We start from the raw sequence: 20,522 nt of genomic DNA, 5'->3' as shown, positions 1-20,522 counted from the left end.
CAGAATTTCCGTATCGATTCTGGCCATTTGCGACCCGGGCTGGCGTTGATATGGAAAACACCCAAATCGGGTGACATAGGGGCAGCGGAATCCCCATTCTGCTGCCCTTATTTTTTGCTCGTGCTTTAGTTTGAAATTCTAGCCATCGGGTAATTGTGGAGCGCTGATGTCAAGCATCAGCGCGCGTTTTTATCCATGCTATCCACGTGGCATAACGCCACATGATGTAATCGAGAAAATTCCTGGAAATTTACTGCCGAGCTGGGAACAAAAGAGTGCACACCGTACGCAGCTCGCTGCCTTGGTTATCTTCATTGATATCAACTGGTTAAGTCCCAAAATCGCCCGATGTAACAGATAAATCCTCTAAGACTTGGTGGGTTTTTGGCAAGTCTTAGCCCAATCACATCGCCGCAAAGCATTGATAAATAATGAAATATAACCGATTGACTTAGACTTGTTCACGATTTATTCTTATTGGGCTTTTCGAAGGGTGAACCAGGTTCTTGAACGTCAAGGAACCTGAGTATGACCAACCATATTTGTTTACAAACCTATCTTTCTTATCCGCTTGCACAGTGGGTCAGATCGGAAGCTGATGACCACGGCGAATGTGTCAGCGTATTCATTCGCGATCTTGTCATGGCGGCATATATTGCGCAGGATGAAGGTCATAATGATACTCTAAAAGGCCTCGACAAAGCCCGCGAGATTGTATTTTCCTCCGTAGCGCTTGATGCCATTTTAAGCGCCCACCCGGACAGCTCACTTCGGCAAAAAACCCATGATGCATATGGTCGTCGCTTACAGCGATTGGGGCTTGCTCCAGCCTCTTCGAATGGAGGCCGTGATGAAGCGTAATATTGTAAACTTCACGCGCGGTAGCCAGCTTCTCGGACACTTTGGTTTCATGTTCGCAAGTGGGCTTAAAGCTCCTCTGATCATTGCTGCCGTTCTCTTGGTAGGCATCTCCTATTGGATGGTGACATCGGGTCTTACCGACCATCAGCGCTACCTTGCGGGTATGAACCTTTATGCTTTGTTTTATGGGTTCATGGAGTTTGATCCTACCAAGCCGGTTAATCTTGATCTTGCGGGCGGCGCGAGCATGGAAATGGCGATTTCAGCGGTTCAGAACTTCCCTCCGGTCGAGCGTGCAATGGAAGCATTATGGACAGCCCTCCGCACAGCTTTGGCCATTTCTGCATTGCTGTTCCTGCCTGCCTTTATAATATTTTATTGGGTGGCAGAATATTTTGGCGGCCGGTCGAAAGAAAGCAAACATGAACGCGGCGCGCAACTTGCAACATTGCCCGAACTGAAAGCGGAAATAACTCGTCATAATGCTAGCGAGCAGGCACGGGAAATGAAAGCAGAACTGGGCTGGCGCTGGCGTTTAGCGGGGCAAGAACGTCTTGCTGCGGCAGGCTATTACCAGCCCTCCAAACTTGCAGGCGTTCGTTATCCGTGGCGGCTTGAACAGAGCCATGCGATGCTGATCGGAACCACCGGAACCGGTAAAACCGTTGCCCTGCTGGAGATGATAGATGAGGCCCGCAGAAAGGGACAGCGCGCCGTCATATTCGATCTGACCGGCGCTTTTATCGAACATTTCTATGACGCCTCGCGCGATGTCATATTAAACCCGCTTGATGCCCGCTGTCCGCAATGGAGCGTGTTCAATGATTGCAGCACCATTGCCGAATTCCACAGCGCCGCTGAAGCGATAGTACCGCAGGATGGCGGCGGCGAAGATCAGTTCTGGGTTATCGGTGCGCGCTCGCTGTTTGTGCAATCGTGCATGCAGCTGATGAAAGCCGGAACGCCGACCAATGAGGCGCTGGCCGAGAAGCTCATTACTGCTGACCTGACAGATGTGCACAAGCTTTTGAAAGGCACAGTAGCGGAGCAATTAACCGCGCCCAAAGCGGCCCGCATGGCAACTTCGATCCGGGCTGTGTTTAATGCAAACGCCGAGGCCCTAATGCTGCTGCCCAAACATGGTCCGCAGTTTTCAATCCGCGACTGGATAAAAGATGAATCCGCGCGTGGTGGGATCATATTTATATCCGCGCGCTATGTCGACATGAGTATCTGTTCCAAGCTGCTTACCTTGTGGATGGACACCGCGATGAATACCCTTATGTCGATGAGCCGGACATCCGATTTGCGGGTGTGGTTCATGATTGACGAACTGGGCGCATTGCACCGGCTGCCAGCACTGGAAAAAGGTTTGCAAACGGCCCGAAATTTTGGCGGCGCTATCGTCACTGGCATCCACGCATTTGCCAAACTTAAAGAAGTCTACGGTGAAAATATGGCGATGACATTGTCTTCGCTTGCGCGCACCAAATTAATCCTGGCGACGGCTGACCGGGAAACGGCAACATGGTGTTCGGACTTTATCGGTCACCGGCAAATACGCGACATGGAAGAAGGCTATAGTTACGGCTATAACAATGCCCGTGATGCGGTCAGCCTGACCCCAAGAAGGCAGATCGAGCCATTGCTGCTACCCGATCAGTTTATGAACTTGCCGCGCCTCAATGGTTACATAAAATTTCCCGATGGCTTCCCCGCTGCACCGGTTAAACTGATCCCGCAATCCTGGCCCAGTCTAGCCGAAGGATATATTGCGCGGGCATTTGATGAACCCGATGAAACCGGACAATCCTATGTACCTCGTCAAGAACCTCTGCCGTCTTCGAAGCCTGATGGGACAGATAAAAATAGCCACGGCGGGGAGGTAGAACCAGCAGCGGACTCCGATGACAACGAAGAAGGCGTCAAACAATCTGCGGCCGATCAGAAGGAGTTTGCCTTTCGGGAACCCGAAGAAATCACCGACGTCCAGTTGCCCGATGAGCCTCGAGATAAAATACTCAAGGATGGCACGGTGGATCCCGCTACCGATGGTCCAGGTAATTCGCTCGGCAAGGATGAGCAGGCGCCATCACCGTCTCCCGAAGATGACAAACAGCAGCGCTCTGATCTGCCTGATCCATCCGATCCTGCAAACAAGGCCCGGTCGCTGAGCAGTCTGCCGCGTGATGCTGGCCGGGATCTTCGCGAGGGCGCTGTGCGTGATGAGCCGGACCGCGATATCGGCGAATATGACATGTGAAACCTGCGCGGTGGAGGGCGCGTCCAAATGATGGGAATTGACTATGCTCTCTGCCTCAAATGTTCGCTCTGCGGGCGGCGCTGCAACTTATTTTGCGGCGGATAACTATTATACCAAAGCTGATGCCGACCGGTCCGGTCAGTGGATTGGAGAAGGAGCGGAGCGGTTAGGTTTAAAAGGTCAAGTAGATGCGCCAGCCTTTGAAGCTCTGCTGCGCGGTGAATTGCCAAATGGCGAGCGAGTGGGCAGCGATAAACAATATCACCGCGCCGGAACCGATCTTACCTTCTCGCTACCCAAAAGCTGGTCGCTGATCGCTCTGGTTGGCGGCGATAAAAGGATTATCGATGCGTACCGGACAGCGGTCACAGATACGCTGCAATGGGCCGAGAAAAATGTCGCCGAAACGCGGGTTTTTTCCCGAGGCAAGATCAAGCCCATTGGAACGGGCAATCTGACGATTGGACTGTTTCAGCATGACACCAATCGCAATTCTGAACCCAATGTTCATTTTCACGCGGTTGTCGCCAATGTGACGCAAGGCCCGGACGCAAAATGGCGGGCGCTGCATAATGACAAGCTCTGGTCGAACAACACGCTTCTAAATAGCATGACGATGGCGCGCTTTCGTCTTGAAATCGAAAAGCTTGGCTATCAGCCTGCCCATCAGGGCAAGCACGGTAATTTTGAAGCCGCAGGTATATCGCGCGAAGCGGTTATGGCCTTTTCTACGCGCCGACAGGAGGTACTTGATGCGCGCCGGGGACCAGGACTGGAAGCTGGCAAGATTGCCGCTCTGGCAACGCGCGCACCCAAAGAAGCCATAAAGGACAGGGATGCCTTGTCTGCAACATGGCAGGAAGCTGCAAAGGCGATGGAGCTCGATCTTGGCGGATTGATCGACAAAGCCAATATTCGCGCAGCAGGACTGGAGATTGATCAAAACCCCAATCTATCACTGGCGCAAAAAGGAATGATTTTTCTCAGGGCGTTTGCAGAAAAAATTCAAGGATTTGGGCCAAAGCCCTCCGCAGATCCTTTGGTGCCAGCGCATATCCTCAATAAACCCCGCGAAGAGATAGCCGCAGCGCAGGCGGCCGCTTCAGCCATTCGCCATCTGAGCCAGCGCGAAGCAGCATTTGGGGTATATGATGTTTATAAGACTGCTTTGGATTTTGGCCTCCCGACATCCATTGCTCATGTTGAACGCCGCGTCAGGGCACTTGTCAGGGAAGGTGAGCTTGTTCGGGGCAAAGGACGCGACCGGGATTTTGTCACCACGCGCGATGCCTTGCAGATCGAGCAGCGCATAATTGGACAGGTGGAAGCGGGCAGGGGCAAGGCGGAGCCGCTTTTGTCATCAGAATTGGCTGGCGAGCAGTTGCAGGCGGTCGCGGGTCTCAATTTTGGGATGACACTTAACAAAGGCCAGGAATCCGCCGGCCAGATGATATTATCATCGTCCAATCGCATTATCGCGGTGCAGGGCATTGCAGGGGCAGGCAAAAGCAGCCTTCTCAAACCTGTCTCGCAGCTTCTTGGCGAGAATGGCAAAACGGTTCTGGGTCTCGCCGTCCAGAATACGCTCGTCCAGATGCTCGAACGCGATACCGGGATTGCGTCGATGACCTTGGCGCGCTTCATTGGAAGCCACAAAAACCTCCTCAAGGAGGGAGCCGATAAAAAGGCTCTTACGGAAGCCAAAGCCGCCATGAAAAACCATGTGCTGGTTCTCGACGAGGCCTCGATGGTCTCCAATGTTGAAAAAGAAAAACTGGTCCGGCTCGCAAACCTGCTCGAGGTCGACCGTCTGGTTATGATCGGGGACAAGAAGCAGCTGGGTGCTGTCGATGCCGGCAAGCCCTTCGCGCTTGTGCAAGCCTCGGGCATTGATACCGCAAAAATGATCACCAATTTGCGCGCGCGTGATAAAATATTACGCCGCGCGCAATATTCAGCCCAGGCCGGAAATATCGGCGAGGCTATGTCCTATTTGAAAGACCATATTACCGAAACCAAAGAGGGTAGCGCCCTAATCGCCGCCGAACGCTGGTTAGCGCTTTCTCCACAAGACCGGCAATCCACCGCCATCTATGCATCAGGACGAGCGCTGCGCACAGCCGTCAATGAAGCGGTCCAGGCCGGGCTTAAACAAAACGGTGAACTGGGAAAACGAGGGCAAAAACTGGACACCTTCTCCCGCGTCAACAGCACCCGCGAGGAACTGCGCTATATTCACAGCTACAAACCCGGCATGATGATTGAACTTAAAGCTCCGGACAGAAGTCAGCGCCTTGGCAAGGGGCAATATGATGTGGTCTCGGTCGATGAGCGCGCAAAGCAGCTTGTCCTGAAAGATCGTGGGGGCAGGGAGCGGAGCTTTCAGGTGAGCAAGCTTCGCGCAAATGCATCTGAAGACCAGATCGCTCTCTATGAAAAGAAGCAGCTCGATATTTATGCGGGTGATAAAATTCGCTGGACCGACAGCGATCACAAACGCGGGTTGTTCAACGCGGATCAGGCAAATATTACAGCAATTGATGCTGGGCATGTTCACTTGCGAACATCTTCCGGCATCGAGCATCGTCTGCCCCATAGCGATCCCATGCTAAAACGTATTGATCTGGCTTACGCGCTCAATGCGCATATGGCGCAGGGGCTTACTTCTGATCGCGGGATTGCGGTCATGGATAGCCGCGAGCGCAATCTTTCCAACAAGCAGACATTTCTGGTTACGATTACGAGATTGCGGGATGGTTTGACGCTCATCGTTGATAACCGCGAGAAACTGGAAGCAGCAGTCGAGAAAAATGACGGCGCAAAAAGATCGGCGCTTGAAGTGACACAGCGTCTCGGCAAAGCCGCAGCGACTGGGCTTGCGAAAGGAAATGAAATTGCGCCCAAAGAACCGCAAAAGGACCAGCGAGAACTTGAAAAAGAACACAGCAAGCCGTTGGATATGGGGATTTAGATGATCTCAGGGCAAACCTCTGATCAAAGCGCGCGACCAAACCAAAGCACGCGGCCTGCGATATGGACCGTGCTGCGATCAATATCCTCCCAGGTCGGATAGGTCGGGTTGTCGCTGGCAATGGTAATGAACGGGCTATCGGGCCTTAGTGCAATGCGTTTGACCACCAGCGTATCATCGATCCGCATAACATAAACACCATCGCGCAGCCGCGAACCATGGTCAGAGGCATCCACCAGAACGTCATCGCCGTCCGACAGGGTTGGTTCCATGGAATCGCCCATAACGCGGACCACAGAGAGGCTGACGCCCCTAGCCGGAGTCAGTTTGCGCAGCCAGCGTTCATCGAACGAAAAACGCGTTTTCCTATCCTCGCTTGTCGCCAGAGCGCCATGTCCTGCAGAAACATTGACATCGAGTACGGGGACTTCGACCATGCCGTCACTGCCAGTTGGCGGCGGCCCGCCCAATAGTTGTTCGTCAATACCGTAAAAGCTCGCCAGCCTAAGTCTGTCCTCAGGGTCCAGCTTGCGCGGTGTACCGCGCTTTATGAACTGCTGGATATAAGCTGCATTACGGCCAAGCATTTTTGAAAGACCGGAATAATCATCCCCGTTTTCGCGGATCAACCGATCCAGAGTTTCTCGTACATCATCCATCTTTTGTGCCTTTTGACCCCTCAATAGGAATTATCCTAGACAATATGCAATCTTCCTACTAGGAACATAACAAGAACACAAGCAATTTATGATTCGAGGAGGCCTCATATGAAACTGTTGGATCGTATCGAAAAGCATCTCAAGCAGACACATATGTCGCCGACGCGGTTTGGCAGGCGCGCTGTCGGTGATCCGCGGTTTGTTCTGGATTTGAGGGAAGGGCGTAGGCCGCGGGCTAGGACGTTGAGGAGGGTGGAAGCCTACTTGGCTAGTTCCGATGAGAAGACCCGAGACGAGAACATTGTTCCGTCGACAAGTTAGGGAATCCACTACGACATAATTTTTGAATTTGTTACTTTTTGTTGGTCCCGGATATTTTCATTACATCCGCTTGAGGGTTAAGCGGCCAGCCGTATTCATCGCTCGCCGCCATTGACGTTCTGTCCAGAAAGTCCCTTCAAGAATATCTCTCTTATAGTCGTAGGACAGGCACGCAGACGCGCTGAATTCCGGATCATCCGCCTGATTGTCGGTGTCGTTAGTTTGATCGTAGAAATAGCATAGCGATGACGGCTGACCTTCGCTCTTCTTGCGAGGTATGACAATATTAGTCTGAGATTCTTTGATGGGAGTATCCTGTCTCGGATTTGTCACGGTGATTTTGATCGACCACCAGCTTTGCTCGATCTCGGCTTTGAGGCCCACCTGCATCAACGGCTCCAAATCATTCTGATCGCAGGATTTGATATCGAAAGAACGTCGCCCGTCTTTAGCAGCCTCCAAAATCTGTTCCTGACGTGACCAATTGCTCTCCAGGAGCATTTCCCATTCACCGTTTAAATCAGGGAAAATCTTGTCATTCAGATCTGGAATGAACGGGATTTTGGCGCTCCACGACCATATTTTTCGCCAGATCGGATTGAATGCAAAACCAAGCAAAATTACCCAGACAATGCCGGGAATAGCAAGCAATCTGACCTCGAATCCAAAAGCGTCCGTTGCCAACTCGATTACGAGGAAAACCGTCAAGGTCAGGAACGAAATCAAGTAGGTCAATGACCTGAGCGGGAAAATTTTGTACATATTTTGTTCACGTCCCTTGAAATTGGCTAATTATGCACCAAGTGGATTGGAAAAGCACGAATTTTTGAGGATTTGCCTATGACGCTTGCCAACGCTCACCCGATCTTTGTCGGCCTGAAGAAAAACCTCAGCTATCTGGCACAACTCAACATTGAAGATGAAGAGCATCACAAGCTGATGGAGGCGCGAACGATCATCAGGAAAGCGTTGCGTGACGCATCATCAAGACTAGAAAATGAAAAACGCTTCTGGCGTGACTCGACTGTTTTCGCGGCGGCAAAACAAGTCGCCGAAACAGTAGCGGTCAAATTTCTGATGCAAGGCAGCTTCGCATATCGAACATTAAACTCGCCCGCTAAGCCGAACTGCCAAGAAATCGATCTTGATGACGGTATGTATGTACCCGTTCGATTTATGCAGGACAGCCATCCGGCTTTGGCAGCTGGATCCCTTTTCACATTTGTTGAGGAAACGTTGAGCCCAGTATGCAATGAAAATGGGTGGGAGCTTGACAGTTCAAAGAACACCTGCGCGCGTGTTCGACTTTGGAAAGGGGCACATGTTGATATTCCGATTTATTCGGTCCCTGAAGACAAGTATCGGTTGATGAAGAGTGCAATCGCTGATGCGCGGATGGCGTCGATATCTTTTACGGCCGACAAGTTCCCATCAATGGCCGCGATACCAACCAATTTGGTGATGCTGGCGCAGCGTGATGGGAAATGGATTCAGTCTGATCCCAAGCAGCTTCACGATTGGGTGGAAGCCCGCTCTGCGCGCTATGGACCAGTCTTTCGCCGTCTTTGCAGGTTCTTCAAAGGATGGCGCGATCATACATGGGAAAATTCGCCACTGTCATCGATCTGCTTGATGTGCGCGATAGACGCTGCCTTGATTGAACTCGGCGGCAATCCGGTTGATGACCGCGATGATATGCAAATTATGGAAGTGGCCAAGCTTCTCCCTGACATTTTCCGAGGAGAGATCAACAACCCGGTCGTCGAGGGGAGTTGTCTCAACGGCTGGAGCGATGCTGATCGAAACGAAATATTAAAGTCAACCGAAGCGCTTGCCGATGAAATGGAGGGCGCGCTCGAACGTACAGGCCATCCCGATATCGTGATTGATCACCTTCGAAACGTCTTTGGTCGCCGTATTCCGAACCGTCCTGATATTATTACGATTGCCAATGATACTGCATCAAGCGTTCGCGCTTTTCCGGCAGCAACTGTTCCAACACCCAAAATTATCAATTCCAACTCAGGGTGATGAACCGGCGAGAGGCGCTGGGTAAGATTAACGCAACGCTAAAGGAACAAGGCTTCAGCGAAAAATCAGCGATTGTACTAGAATTCGAAGGACGGATAAGCGTTCATGGCAAACCAATCGATGTTGCGATTGAAATTCCTGACATTACATTTGTTAAACTTCCCAAAGTGAAATTGAAGGACCCGGCGCAACTCGACCCGGAAATCGTGGGGCATCTTTTTAACCGGGGCGACGGCGATTCAGGTATCTGCTATGCATCTGCTGTGGGACTACCCCTCGATATCTATGACCCGGGTGGATCGGTCTTACGCGTGCTAGAGCAAGCGAAAGTGGCAATGGAGGTTAATTACAAAGGCCGCGGTGTTGCAGAGGTCGCAGCTGAATATCAGGACTACTGGCGCGATGGTATTGAGTCATTTCGAATTCTGATCAAACGACCAACGAGTGATACTGCGACCCTCAAAACTAACTTTTATCGATTCAAAGCGAAAGGGATGACGCCGTTTTTGGGGTTACGAGATGTTGCGGAGTTTGGCGGCTTTTCGGCTGAAGAATTTTCCCATGGCCTACTCATTTTTAGCAATGAACCGCTTTCTCCCGTTGGAAAAATCAAGGTGCCACTCACACTTGAGCAATTTGAAATCTGGTTCCGAGGCCAACCTGGCTTCACGGACGCCGAGTATAGCCAAGCATTCGCTGCACTGGCAGCACGCAACATTGTGGCGATAGACGCACCAAATTGCGTTTTGGGCGTCCGGCTGGATTTTCCAAGGGGACTAGAAATAGCCCTAAACACGATAAAAACTAGGAAGGCGAAGATCCCGGAGTTGATTGCCAATCGCAAATCAGAAATAAATCTAACGCGTTTTGGTGGCTTTTGGTGTGATCAAAAGACTTTGGCCGAAAGGAATCTTGTAGGTATGAACACTTTGGCTGGGAAAAAGATTGCTCTAATTGGATGTGGTACACTCGGGAGCCATCTGGCCAAATTTCTTGTCCAAAGCGGGGCCGGGTTTGATGCTCCGTTATACCTTTTTGATGGTCAAGGGCTATCAGCAGGCAACGTCGGTCGCCACTACCTTGGTATTGGACAAATAGACAAAGCTAAAGCAGAAGCCCTGTGTGATGAATTGAAGCGGTTTCATCCGGATATCGACGTTCGTGCGATTTGCCGAGACGTATTCGATGACTGGAATACGGCAAAAGATTGCGACTTGATTATTGATGCGACCGGAGACTGGAATACCCAAAATGCTGTCAATGAAGCCTTTCTGAACGGCGAAGACGTCAAAGCTGAGGCGGTCTTATATAGCTGGATTTGTGGAAACGGAGCGGCCGCCCAAGGTTTCCTGAGCATCGTTGGCGATGGTTATTGTTTTCGCTGTCTCCGCCCGGATGCGGGCAAGAATTGGCGCTATACTGCTCTCAAGCCCAAATATGAGGAAATTATTGAGGAGGCTACTTGCGGGGACGGTGCATATTATCCTTATTCGGTAGCTGCACCGGCAATCGCCGCAGGACTATCTACCGAAATGATATTGGGATGGGCAAATGGTAAGCCCGGATCACGGCTTAAGACAATCGTGATTGATCATGAACGGGGCGCAGAGCGGCAGCCCACAACACCTTCGCCTGCTGCGGCCTGCCCAGCCTGCGCTGCGAGGGATAGTGATGATTGATGGCGTTTTGTTCGATCACCAAGTTTTGGAAATTATGCTGAAAGCGACACGGCGCTATTCGCCCTTAGAAGCGGGTGGTTTGTTGCTGGGATTTCGAAAAGGGCGGCATCTCCATGTCATTGAGGCTACCACCCCTTATGCATGGGACAGCCAGAGCAGAGTTTCGTTCATACGTTCACCCAAAGCACATCGAATGCGTGCGCTACGACTTTGGAAAGAGTCACATAAGCGCGTAGATTGGCTTGGCGAATGGCATAGTCATCCGGGTTTTTCTCCAAACCCGTCGGGTATTGATAATAGGAACTGGAAACAGCTTGTAAGGCATCACAAAGCACCAATGGTGTTTCCGATTTGCAACGGACGAACAACGGCTATTTGGCTTCAGCAATCAGTTAGATTTCGGCCTATTCGCTTCGAATTCACTCATCAAGACGCAAATGGTCAGCTGTTCGCTTCCTGACTTCTCGTTTCAGAAACATCTTCGAATAAGGAAGGTCTAAACAGGGCTCTAGCGCTGTGTAAGTCCCAGACTTTTCGTTTGTTGATCAAAGATTTGGGAGTTGACGAAGGTGGAAGATCAATTGGCAAATATCGACATTAAAATGCACAGATCAGGATCAAGATCTGCCCGGAAAAAACCGACGGAGTTACATGCTGCCGATTGACCGAGTTGTATTATTAAATTGAACAGTTACAGTCGGTTTCTTTGTAGTTCGTTAGGGGTGGATTCTTGGAATGGAGGAATTGGACGGTCTTCCGAATTTAAGATCGCGCACAGTTTCCGATCGTCACATTTTTGCAAATGAAGAAGGTCGTTTTTTTAAAGGTCAACATGACCTGCTGAGCCGGATCGGTAGCAATGAGTTATCTGATCAGGAACTGAAGTTCCTGCAAAAGCGACATCTTATAAAAAGCAGTAAGTTGGTAAAGCATGCGTCGCTATTCGCTCAGGCACGTCGCAAGACAAACGTTGAAGGTTTGGAATATCTTATTTTGGTCCCCACGTTACGTTGTAACCTCGCTTGCAGCTATTGTCAGGTTTCGCGGGCCAATGAGAATGCCGAAGGCTATGATTGGGATGAAGCGACACTCGGACAAATAACTGGCTTGATCAAACAGTTTTCAGGGCGGTCACTCAAGATCGAGTTTCAGGGCGGTGAACCCACATTGAGACCGGATCTTATAAGTGCAGTCCTAGACGCAGGATCACATATTCCCGACATGACAGCCGTGATATGTACCAATTTGCAGCGACTTGATGAAGAAATCTTGACTATTTTCAATAGAGAGAATGTACAAATTAGCACGTCGTTGGATGGTTCGTTAATTACTCACAAGGCTCAAAGAACTCAAGATGATGCATCCACTTCACAATTCGAAAGAAACTTGAGTTTAGTTCTCAAGCGATATGGCCCAGGCAAAATTTCCGCGTTACCAACTGTCAATCCGAATGATCCTCCCGAGATTGATAGCCTTGTAGAGGCATTCGTTTCGCGCGGTTTTACGAGCATTTATCTGCGACCAATCAACTATCAAGGCTTTGCCAGAAAACAACACCCGGAATCCATCGAACAATCAGGTCATTGGGGTGCGTATTATTCAAAATTCATCCACAGGCTCATTGCGAGAAATTGGGACAATCGCGATCAAGTGATTGAAGAGACTTATTTCAGTCATTGTTTGAATCGAATTTTCAAGCCAGGCCTTGATAGACATGTGGACCTGCGTAGCCCCAATCCCGTCGGCGTAGATTATATTGTCGTTGATTTTGATGGCAAGATTTACCCAACAGATGAGGCTCGCATGCTTTCACGATCGGGGATTATTGATTTGACCATAGGCGATATAGCTACCGGCTGGGATTCTCCAGAACGACGAGCACTCAACGAAGCATCGACAAATGCAGATGATCCAGATTGTCAAAATTGCGTCTACCAGCCCTATTGTGGACGCGACATAATCGACGATATTTCAAGATATGGCCGGATCGACCTACGCAGACACGAGACAAACTTCTGCAAGCGCCACATGAGTATTTTCGATTTGGCTTTTTCTCTGATTTATTCAAATGAAGATGCAGTCCAATATTCGTTGCGTCACTGGCTAGGGTTGAGTGGAGATTCAATTACATTGGGCGAGTCAATATGATCCCGCTAATGCTTCCCGCAGTTTCGGATGCCGAGAAACCATTCGTAACTCGATTGTCGAAAAACCGGACAGATTCTCCATGGGAAAGTTGGTGCATCGAAAGTAGCGAGAGTCAATCGGTGTTCAGCGGCGAGAACGGATTGTTCCAGATCGTTGGACCCGGAATTCAAGACTTGGATGGTGATATCGTAATTGTGACGCCTGCTGCGGGCAATGCAGAGCGCATTATAAGGGCTGGTTCCACTCAAAATTCACTGTTAGTCACCGAACGCTGTGATCAACTATGTGTGATGTGCTCCCAGCCGCCAAAGAAAACCCATCACGACCGCTTCGGTCTATTTGTTCAGGCCTGTCTTTTAGCTGACAACGGCATAACAATCGGAATTACCGGCGGGGAACCGACGTTGTATAAACAGGAGGTTTTTCAACTTCTCGAAACGGTGTTGAAAGCACGTCCGGATTTGAAATTTCATGTCCTTACCAATGGCCAACATTTTGAAACAAGCGACATCAGTCAATTGCGTCAGGAACTGTTCCGAAAGGTTGTTTGGGGAATCCCGTTATATTCCAATGATGCCGCTGAACATGATGAAATCGTTGCTAAAACAGGAGCGTATGAGCGATTGCATCAGAGTTTTGATACGTTGCTTTTGTCCGGCGCTAAAATTGAACTTAGAACTGTTGTGCTTCAAACCAATCTCAATTCGTTCCCCGCTCTCGCGCGGCATATTGCAGGCTTGCTGCACTTTATCGAGCAATGGTCCGTGATGCAGCTAGAAAATATCGGTTTTGCAAGAAATAGATGGGACTCTCTTTACGTCGACTTTCGTAAGAGTTTCAATCCAATTGCCCAATCACTGGATGTCGCTTCTTTATTCGGTATACCAACAAAGCTATTCAACGTGCCGCTTTGTCATTTGCCAGAATTTCATCGCAATTTTGCTGTAAATTCAATATCTGACTGGAAACAGCGTTTTGGGGAAAAGTGTTTGATGTGCAGCAAGAAGGAAACTTGTTCTGGATTTTTTGAATGGCATCCTGCCGAAATGCTCGATGAAGTTTCTCCATTATGAGTAAACGAAAGTTTCTGATTTCCTCGTTGGCAATGGCCGGCATTATGCCTTTTCCAACTGCACAATCTGCTGCAACTAACAATATCGCTTCCGGTGGAAAAGATCCTGAAGGCGATGCTGTTATCAAGAGGTTTGCACAAGAACATTCTTTCCAGCTAGCACAGCATAGATCCCACTCAAGCCATTCGTCGCATAGTAGCCATCGGTCCGGGGCCAGCGGTAGGGTTAAGTCTCCAGTATATACACCTCCCCCGATCCGCCGTCCGAAAACGACCCCTGCGCCTAAGCCATCGCGCAATACGAGGAGTACGCCGCCAAGTTCGGTGCTTCCTCAATCTCCCGCAATTGCTCCAAATACGTTCTTTAAACCCCAGGATGACGCGATAAAAAACGTTGTAAGACGCGTTCAGATTGGCCTGAAATCCTATGGATACTATACCGGGTTAATCGACGGAATTGCAGGTTCGGGAACTCGCGCTGCGTTGGTTAAATTCCAGACAGACTTTGACCTCAAGGTAACAGGCACAATCACTCCAGAAGTTTTGGATGCATTTAAAATTGTTGCGGAATAGAATTACTACTCATTTGATCGTGCTTCTCATTGGTGTCGCAATGGCCTGGGTAGCTATGCCGATTTGGCGTCAGGCAGTGATGTTTGCAAATCAATCGGAATATGGAGCGCTTGTGGAAAAATGCGACGTTGCCATGAGAGATCATTTACAAGCGCGGCAACGTAGCGCCCAAAGGTCTTCGGATGATGTTGGCAGCGAACTCTATTCAGCTGAAGTTGGATTGCTCATCTGTCAGGACTACGATTTATATCAGAAACGTTTGATGCAGTGGGGTTTGAGGGAAAATGAGTTAGCTAAAATGCGATTGTTAGCCGTAGAAGAGCGAAGTACCGATCTGGAAGAAGTTGTCGCAACCCATGAAATTCGATTTTAAGTTACTTTTCTACCTGCTGCTCATTCCATTGACCAGCGCTTGTGAACAACAATCATCTGGAAGCTATACTCAAGAAAAAATGGGTCCGGCAACGGACACGCTGAGAATCGAAACTTTGCGGAAAGCCTCAATTCAAAATGGTTTTGTATCTGTTGGCGCACTGCAATCGAAGACAGATAGTGCCAAACGTAGTATTGGCGGAAAGCTATTTGCTTCAAAAACGCTAAGTTTAAATGGCAATATTTCTTGCCAGGACTGCCATCTAGATAAATTCGGGTCAGTCGACGGTCTGCCCAATGCAGTTGGTGCAGGTGCATCGGGCGAAGGCGGTGCTCGAATGGCAAGCGGTGGCCAGATTATTCCGCGCAATGTTTTGCCGCTTTGGGGGCGTGGCGGACCTAACTTTGATACTTTTTTCTGGGATGGCAAAGTACAATCTGAAAACGGGGTAGTGGTGAGCCAGTTTGGTGATTTTGCTCCATCTTCTGACCCTTTGGTAGTGGCTGTGCACCTCCCTTTTGTAGAGCTTCGCGAAATGATAGCCGATACCCCGGAGGTTCGTAAAGACCTAGTGACGGAGGATGTTGGATCGGCAGAAGTGGTTTTCAATACACTTGCCGGTAGAGTCAGACAAGATCCAGACTTGGGCATTCAATTGGCAAAGGCTTACCAAAAACCGTTAGAAAACCTTACCTTTAGTGAAATCGGTGATGCTGTAGCTCAGTTCATTCGGCATAATTTCCGAGTTAAGAAAACGAAACTCCATCGGTTTGTATTTGAAAATGGCCCAATCACGCAAAATGAATTGAACGGCGGCATAACTTTCTATGGAAGAGGTCGATGTGCATCGTGTCACAACGGCCCGTACTTTTCGGATTTTGATTTCCATTCAATTCCATTTCCTCAATTAGGCTTTGGAAAAAACGGCTTTGGCAATGATGAGGGGCGTTACAATGTGACGTTTAACCCTTCTGATCGTTTTTTGTTTCGGACGCCACCTCTTTACAACGCGACCAAGACTTCTCCTTATGGCCATTCCGGATCGCTTCGAACTTTGGATGAGGCAATTGTCGCTCACTTTGATCCACTGAGAGTGGCGAACTTTCAAAAAATGAGCATCCAAGAGCGATCAAATTTTTACCGAAGAATGAAAGCTGCTCCCGAAGATACTGTCCCAACGACATTATCCGATACTGAGGTCAAAGAACTGGTAGCGTTTATCTCAATGCTCGATTTTTGAAATAGCATACATCCCACCTGCGAGATTAAAGCAATTTTTGAACCAGGTTACAAAGCGGCCAGCCGATAATCATCCAGGCGAAGAAGCAAACTTCCGTGCTAAACAATAAATTTGCCATTCTTGTTTGCAAGGAGACCCGACTATCCATCACAGCGGTGCGTCTTCCAATATTTGTCCCATCGCAGCGCCCAACCACCTTTAGTCATCGCACACGAAAGATCTCCAGATTTGGGTGATATGCACCAGGCAGCGGTTCGAGAACCCCCTGCGCGACCATCGGAACGGCAAATCATCTTGGGACCGGACACCAGGATATGTCCTTCTCTTGATTTTCCGGTGGGTTTTCCCACCAGTTTTACTAGTGCATCCCTTGCGGCAATAGCGCTCGACTCGGGGCAAGGATGACCGCTTGTGCAAGAACCATCCATCTCACGCGCAGCGATGCCAGACAATCTCACTCTAGGTCCTTCCGCACACCAGATAGGTCCATCACCGTCCCAGACACGGATGGGCGTACATTCAAAGGTTTCGCCAGCCGCGACGATGCTTGCGCCAAGTAAAAGTAGTTCAATCAATTCCAGATGTCTCCGTCGCGGTGCTCAATGGCAGGTAAGTTTCTGGATAATGAGGCGTTCGGCCACAAACTCAAGTCTCATTATGTTGTTGGCCGCTTTTGCACAGTGCTTTTTCAAAATGACTATCCTCTCGTTTTCGGTTATGCTGAAGAGAAGAGGGGGCTTGGTCCTTACCGAACCAAGAACTTGGAGTAGGAAAAATGACCGAGGATAAAAAGACTCAATCTGTTGACGAAAAAAACTGGCCCGGCTTATCGGAGCTTGATCGTGCACTCGCGGAGGACAGCTTGACCGCTTATACTTGGAAAAAGACTTGGCGTGATCCTTGGGGACGTTTTGGATTGATCGTATTCTTCATAGCTTTCCTAGCTTTCGCAATATTTGTCGCAATTTACGATGGTCTCATCCAAATCTAAATCACTTCCATTCCTTAACATCATCGGCTGCTTCAGCGCTAGCTCCGCGAGCATTGCGGGTGCGTTTCTGTAGCGCATCTTGAACCGTCCCAACCCGTTTTTTGCCTCGCGATTGAGCGCCGGATACTTCGTCCCGAATACCATCAACATCAGGCGGCGCAGACACTGACCCGCTTCCTGATCCTCCGAGTGGAACACTACCTCTTACGGCATCGGCGCTGCCCACACTTGGTTTTTGCACCGGCGCAAACTCGGGAAGTGTCAGCTTATCTTCAATATCATCATGCAACCGATCCGCATATCCTGCCACAAACCGCGTTTGCAGCTCCTGTCCTTCTGCACTGAGCTGGAAGTTCACATCATCAAACCGCGCATTGCCATAAAAATCTCGGTTGGAGTCCATTTCAGCCATACCCCATTCACGGTACGTCTGGCTGAGGTTCAAAGATCCGGCAGCACTATTGGTTTCATACCATGTCGCTTGGTTTTCGAGGCGGCTGGCAAGCTCCTCTGCACGTCTCGCTTCGACGGTATAGCTTTGCGCTTCAGAAAGTGAGCTGGTCAGGCCCGACGCGCTGTTGGAGATGGCGGAACTGCTGCTGGAACTGACACTGCGGACAAAACCATCGCGGGTATTGGACCAGTTACGGCTATCAGAAATCTGGTTCAGGCTTCCCATGATCCGGTTGCGGTCTTCCGAAGCAATTCCGATATCACTATCGGTCCAGCTGTGATTTCGTCCACCTTTGAGTCCGAGGTTCGCTCCTAGCGCTCCTTTCTCACCTTTTACGCCGAGACCACCTTCGCCGTTCAGGAACCATGATACTGTTATGTCATCGGCGGCGCGTCGCGACAGACCATATTGCTGCTGCAAGTTTCTCGACGCTGAATCCACCTCGCTGAACGCCTTGTTGACGCTGTTGCTTTCGTTGGTGCCGACTGCGGTTTCTGAAGAATTTCCCTGACTGTATGTATTTCTGAGCTCGTTAAACCGGGTGACGGCAGAACTGGTCGATTGCTGGGCAAGGTTTGAAAACGTTTCACTTTGTGATCGACTGCTGGACGCCAACGTGGAAAGCCTAGAAGTAAAATCCTGCCCCAATGTCGGTGTGAACGGATAGGCAGAATTGGGAACTTGGTCAAAACTGTTGTCGGGGAAACTGGTAGTCTGCGTTCCGCTTGCGCTAAACCCGCGTGTCTGCGCCGCGCCATAGGAAATGTTCGGCGCAATAGACCCTTGGGCAAATTGCTTCGAAAACACGCTCGAATTTTCAATATTACTGTTGCCAAGCGACACATTGCCAGTGCTGGCTTCTCGCGCCGCTTCTTCTGCTGCATTTTGCGATGGATTGAGATAAGAAGTGGCTTGACCCGAAATCGCAAGCGCGCCTCTGGCGATCCCGCCAGCGAGAAAGGGAATAGAGGCAACCAGATATCCTGCCAGCACGCCAATATCATTATTTACATCAACCATACCGGAGAAGTTTGCTAGACTTAGCCCAGTCCCGCCTGCGGCACCGCCAACGTCAGATGCACCTTTGAACATCAAGATCATGTGCAAAATAACAAACAATGGCCCCCATGCCGCGAGATAGAAGAAGCCGGTAATATAACCCCGCAGTGCCGTTGGTCCGGTTCTTGGCATCAGGAATAGCGGGAAAAGCACCGGAAACAGTGCGTAGAATACCACTGTCAGCACGATATTGAGGATGGGTACCCATTTCATCGCATTTTGGGCAATCGAACTATAAGTACGCTCAGTCTGGATGTCGGCGCGGGTCTGGGCAAAAACATCAACGCTTGATGTGCCGCTAGAGCCCGCCATTCCGTGCATCGCCTGTTTCATAGCGTTGATAGTCAGCACTTGCCGGAATATCTCGCTGGCGTTTTTGGAAACCCCGCTCAAATAACTATACGCAATGGGTAGATCAGCAAATAGCTTGGCTTTTGCTAGCGCAGCGGTTTGTTTGGGATAGAGCTGACGGCCAAAGATGGTCCCCATCTCATCGATCATCGCGGTCCATTGGCTATTCAGATCATTATAGGCCGCGCGGCAGGTTATGATATTGGCGCTGACACTATCATCGGGATTGCGGGTCAGGAACTTTTGCGCGCGCGCTACGCTTCCCGGCGCAATCACCGCCCAGATGTCATCGCTTGCCGACAGTTCCTTCATCGAATAGCGACCGAGAAGCAGATCATAGAAGACGCATTGACGGAAATGCTCGTCGAGATTGGCGGCAAATTCAGGATCGGAAATACGCAAACTGCGCGTCGAATCAAATAGCCGCGAGCCATAGATCATTCCATTTTTTGAATAATCCAGATCAGTTGGCAGCCCGAACACAGTCTCGGAGGAGCGCACCAGATAGTCGCCGACCTGACTGGTAAAGCTTGCCATCAGTGCCAGCCCCAAGGGAACGTTGGCAACTTCGGCTGGTGCCAGTGATGGATTGATCCTGTCGGTGACATGGACATCGAGACGCGGCACCATCAGGCACATGTAGATCAGCGTTGCGCCTAAAAACCAGTGAAGCCATGCGCGCCAGTCCTGATTGAACGCGACCACTATCACCGACAATGCAAGCCCCATCACCATGGCGACCTGGATCAGACTTTTATAGCCGCCTGCACCGGTCCACGCTGCAACGGCATTGAGGACATTGACGATATATTCGCCGCCGCCAATTGTGAATATCTCGACCATCTGCCTATGCCCAACTCAAGGTGTCAGCGAGCGGTTTTGAACCGCGCGCGACCAGTCGAGGGCTGCTGCCATGGATGGCGACATGGAAGCGGAGAGCATATTCTCGATCATCGCAGTCTTTTCAATGATCTGCATGATAGCGCTGACTTTGGCCTGACTGTTAGATTGTCTATCCGCCAAGGCGCGGCGCACTTCGCTCATCTGACCTTGCCACATCGCGAGTTTTGCTTCATCCGCCCCAATGAAGGTGGACATCGAACGACCCGCTTCGCCAACAATCCGTTCAAGCACCGCAAACAGCAGATCAACCGAGGCAATTTCAGCGAGAGTCTCGCGGTCATCGGTTGGCATGCCGCGACCGTAAGCCGCCTGAACGGTAAGGATTTTATAGAGCGGCACCGATGCAACCTGCAGCAATTCTTTTTCGGCATTGCCGATCGCCGTGTCGGCGCGAATAGCCTCGACCATGCTGGTGATCAGTGCAGCGACACGAGGGCGAATGGCCTTAGAGCTAGCAAGGCTCATATTGCGAAACGTTGGATCGAGGCATTGATCGGCTTCATCGCAATCAAACACCTTGATGGTCTGTCCCGATGTGCCGTCCAGCAATGCAGTTACTAATGTCGAGGAGGC

At 50.2% G+C, this 20,522-nt stretch carries 16 protein-coding genes; 12 read left to right on the top strand and 4 right to left on the bottom strand.

The window, feature by feature from the left end; genetic code table 11:
* Nucleotides 1-528: 528 nt before the first annotated feature.
* From ACN0WW_RS16725 to mobF, 3 genes are read left to right on the top strand one after another with little or no spacing between them, the layout of a single operon-like run.
* Nucleotides 529-861, top strand: coding sequence for a hypothetical protein (locus ACN0WW_RS16725; RefSeq protein WP_089132039.1), 333 nt, complete (start codon nt 529-531; stop codon nt 859-861).
* Nucleotides 851-3,124, top strand: a complete 2,274-nt coding sequence (locus tag ACN0WW_RS16720; protein WP_089134609.1) for a type IV secretion system DNA-binding domain-containing protein — start codon at nt 851-853, stop codon at nt 3,122-3,124. The genes ACN0WW_RS16725 and ACN0WW_RS16720 overlap by 11 nt, the downstream gene beginning before the upstream one ends.
* A 43-nt stretch (nt 3,125-3,167) precedes the next feature.
* Entirely contained in the window at nt 3,168-6,095 is a 2,928-nt protein-coding gene (gene mobF / locus ACN0WW_RS16715) for a MobF family relaxase (protein ID WP_089132040.1), read from the top strand.
* Between the two features lie 23 nt (nt 6,096-6,118).
* Here mobF and ACN0WW_RS16710 read toward each other — a convergent pair whose 3' ends face one another.
* Together ACN0WW_RS16710 and ACN0WW_RS16705 are read right to left on the bottom strand one after the other, a co-directional pair.
* The gene (locus ACN0WW_RS16710; RefSeq protein ID WP_089132041.1) at nt 6,119-6,754 is read right to left on the bottom strand and encodes a S24 family peptidase; all 636 of its coding nucleotides are present in this window, start codon (nt 6,752-6,754) and stop codon (nt 6,119-6,121) included.
* 381 nt (nt 6,755-7,135) lie between these two features.
* Complete coding sequence (locus ACN0WW_RS16705; protein WP_089132043.1) at nt 7,136-7,837, bottom strand: hypothetical protein; 702 nt, start codon at nt 7,835-7,837, stop codon at nt 7,136-7,138.
* Nucleotides 7,838-7,915: 78 nt separating this feature from the next.
* Between ACN0WW_RS16705 and ACN0WW_RS16700 the strand changes: the two genes are divergently transcribed.
* From ACN0WW_RS16700 to ACN0WW_RS16660, 9 genes are all read left to right on the top strand, one after another.
* Entirely contained in the window at nt 7,916-9,106 is a 1,191-nt protein-coding gene (locus tag ACN0WW_RS16700) for a CBASS cGAMP synthase (RefSeq protein ID WP_089132044.1), read from the top strand.
* Nucleotides 9,106-10,785, top strand: a complete 1,680-nt coding sequence (locus tag ACN0WW_RS16695) for an E2/UBC family protein (RefSeq protein ID WP_089132045.1) — start codon at nt 9,106-9,108, stop codon at nt 10,783-10,785. Before ACN0WW_RS16700 ends, ACN0WW_RS16695 begins: the two co-directional genes overlap by 1 nt.
* Entirely contained in the window at nt 10,778-11,245 is a 468-nt protein-coding gene (locus tag ACN0WW_RS16690) for a Mov34/MPN/PAD-1 family protein (RefSeq protein ID WP_159647807.1), read from the top strand. The genes ACN0WW_RS16695 and ACN0WW_RS16690 overlap by 8 nt, the downstream gene beginning before the upstream one ends.
* A gap of 275 nt (nt 11,246-11,520) precedes the next feature.
* Nucleotides 11,521-12,933, top strand: a complete 1,413-nt coding sequence (gene hxsB, locus ACN0WW_RS16685) for a His-Xaa-Ser system radical SAM maturase HxsB (protein WP_236554115.1) — start codon at nt 11,521-11,523, stop codon at nt 12,931-12,933.
* The gene (gene hxsC, locus ACN0WW_RS16680; protein WP_089132047.1) at nt 12,930-14,006 is read left to right on the top strand and encodes a His-Xaa-Ser system radical SAM maturase HxsC; all 1,077 of its coding nucleotides are present in this window, start codon (nt 12,930-12,932) and stop codon (nt 14,004-14,006) included. The genes hxsB and hxsC overlap by 4 nt, the downstream gene beginning before the upstream one ends.
* Complete coding sequence (gene hxsA, locus ACN0WW_RS16675) at nt 14,003-14,578, top strand: His-Xaa-Ser repeat protein HxsA (RefSeq protein ID WP_089132048.1); 576 nt, start codon at nt 14,003-14,005, stop codon at nt 14,576-14,578. The genes hxsC and hxsA overlap by 4 nt, the downstream gene beginning before the upstream one ends.
* Complete coding sequence (locus tag ACN0WW_RS16670; RefSeq protein WP_145955436.1) at nt 14,553-14,951, top strand: TIGR03982 family His-Xaa-Ser system protein; 399 nt, start codon at nt 14,553-14,555, stop codon at nt 14,949-14,951. The genes hxsA and ACN0WW_RS16670 overlap by 26 nt, the downstream gene beginning before the upstream one ends.
* A complete protein-coding gene (locus tag ACN0WW_RS16665; RefSeq protein WP_201295700.1) occupies nt 14,935-16,191 on the top strand; it encodes a His-Xaa-Ser system-associated MauG-like protein in 1,257 nt (418 codons plus the stop codon). Before ACN0WW_RS16670 ends, ACN0WW_RS16665 begins: the two co-directional genes overlap by 17 nt.
* 775 nt (nt 16,192-16,966) lie before the next feature.
* Nucleotides 16,967-17,182 (top strand): hypothetical protein, encoded by a 216-nt coding sequence (locus ACN0WW_RS16660; protein WP_089132052.1) that lies wholly within the window; start codon nt 16,967-16,969, stop codon nt 17,180-17,182.
* A gap of 1 nt (nt 17,183) precedes the next feature.
* On the opposite strand, the gene ACN0WW_RS16655 is transcribed toward ACN0WW_RS16660, so the two are convergent.
* On the bottom strand, nt 17,184-19,889 hold the full coding sequence (locus tag ACN0WW_RS16655) for a conjugal transfer protein TraG N-terminal domain-containing protein (RefSeq protein ID WP_089132053.1): 2,706 nt from the start codon (nt 19,887-19,889) through the stop codon (nt 17,184-17,186).
* Nucleotides 19,890-19,904: 15 nt separating this feature from the next.
* Nucleotides 19,905-20,522: conjugal transfer protein TraH (locus tag ACN0WW_RS16650; protein WP_417614147.1), on the bottom strand; the 618-nt coding region annotated here is incomplete at its 5' end.

Source organism: Parasphingorhabdus sp. (assembly GCF_048269865.1).
Taxonomy (GTDB): Bacteria; Pseudomonadota; Alphaproteobacteria; order Sphingomonadales; family Sphingomonadaceae; genus Parasphingorhabdus.
This window is presented reverse-complemented; position numbering and strand designations above follow the sequence as displayed.

What these genes read in the sequence shown, in the direction of transcription:
- ACN0WW_RS16725 (WP_089132039.1), top strand. Translation starts at nt 529, where the DNA reads ATGACCAACCATATTTGTTTACAAACCTATCTTTCTTATCCGCTTGCA.
- ACN0WW_RS16720 (WP_089134609.1), top strand. Translation starts at nt 851, where the DNA reads ATGAAGCGTAATATTGTAAACTTCACGCGCGGTAGCCAGCTTCTCGGA.
- mobF (WP_089132040.1), top strand. Translation starts at nt 3,168, where the DNA reads ATGCTCTCTGCCTCAAATGTTCGCTCTGCGGGCGGCGCTGCAACTTAT.
- ACN0WW_RS16710 (WP_089132041.1), bottom strand. Translation starts at nt 6,754, where the DNA reads ATGGATGATGTACGAGAAACTCTGGATCGGTTGATCCGCGAAAACGGG.
- ACN0WW_RS16705 (WP_089132043.1), bottom strand. Translation starts at nt 7,837, where the DNA reads ATGTACAAAATTTTCCCGCTCAGGTCATTGACCTACTTGATTTCGTTC.
- ACN0WW_RS16700 (WP_089132044.1), top strand. Translation starts at nt 7,916, where the DNA reads ATGACGCTTGCCAACGCTCACCCGATCTTTGTCGGCCTGAAGAAAAAC.
- ACN0WW_RS16695 (WP_089132045.1), top strand. Translation starts at nt 9,106, where the DNA reads ATGAACCGGCGAGAGGCGCTGGGTAAGATTAACGCAACGCTAAAGGAA.
- ACN0WW_RS16690 (WP_159647807.1), top strand. Translation starts at nt 10,778, where the DNA reads ATGATTGATGGCGTTTTGTTCGATCACCAAGTTTTGGAAATTATGCTG.
- hxsB (WP_236554115.1), top strand. Translation starts at nt 11,521, where the DNA reads ATGGAGGAATTGGACGGTCTTCCGAATTTAAGATCGCGCACAGTTTCC.
- hxsC (WP_089132047.1), top strand. Translation starts at nt 12,930, where the DNA reads ATGATCCCGCTAATGCTTCCCGCAGTTTCGGATGCCGAGAAACCATTC.
- hxsA (WP_089132048.1), top strand. Translation starts at nt 14,003, where the DNA reads ATGAGTAAACGAAAGTTTCTGATTTCCTCGTTGGCAATGGCCGGCATT.
- ACN0WW_RS16670 (WP_145955436.1), top strand. Translation starts at nt 14,553, where the DNA reads ATGCATTTAAAATTGTTGCGGAATAGAATTACTACTCATTTGATCGTG.
- ACN0WW_RS16665 (WP_201295700.1), top strand. Translation starts at nt 14,935, where the DNA reads ATGAAATTCGATTTTAAGTTACTTTTCTACCTGCTGCTCATTCCATTG.
- ACN0WW_RS16660 (WP_089132052.1), top strand. Translation starts at nt 16,967, where the DNA reads ATGACCGAGGATAAAAAGACTCAATCTGTTGACGAAAAAAACTGGCCC.
- ACN0WW_RS16655 (WP_089132053.1), bottom strand. Translation starts at nt 19,889, where the DNA reads ATGGTCGAGATATTCACAATTGGCGGCGGCGAATATATCGTCAATGTC.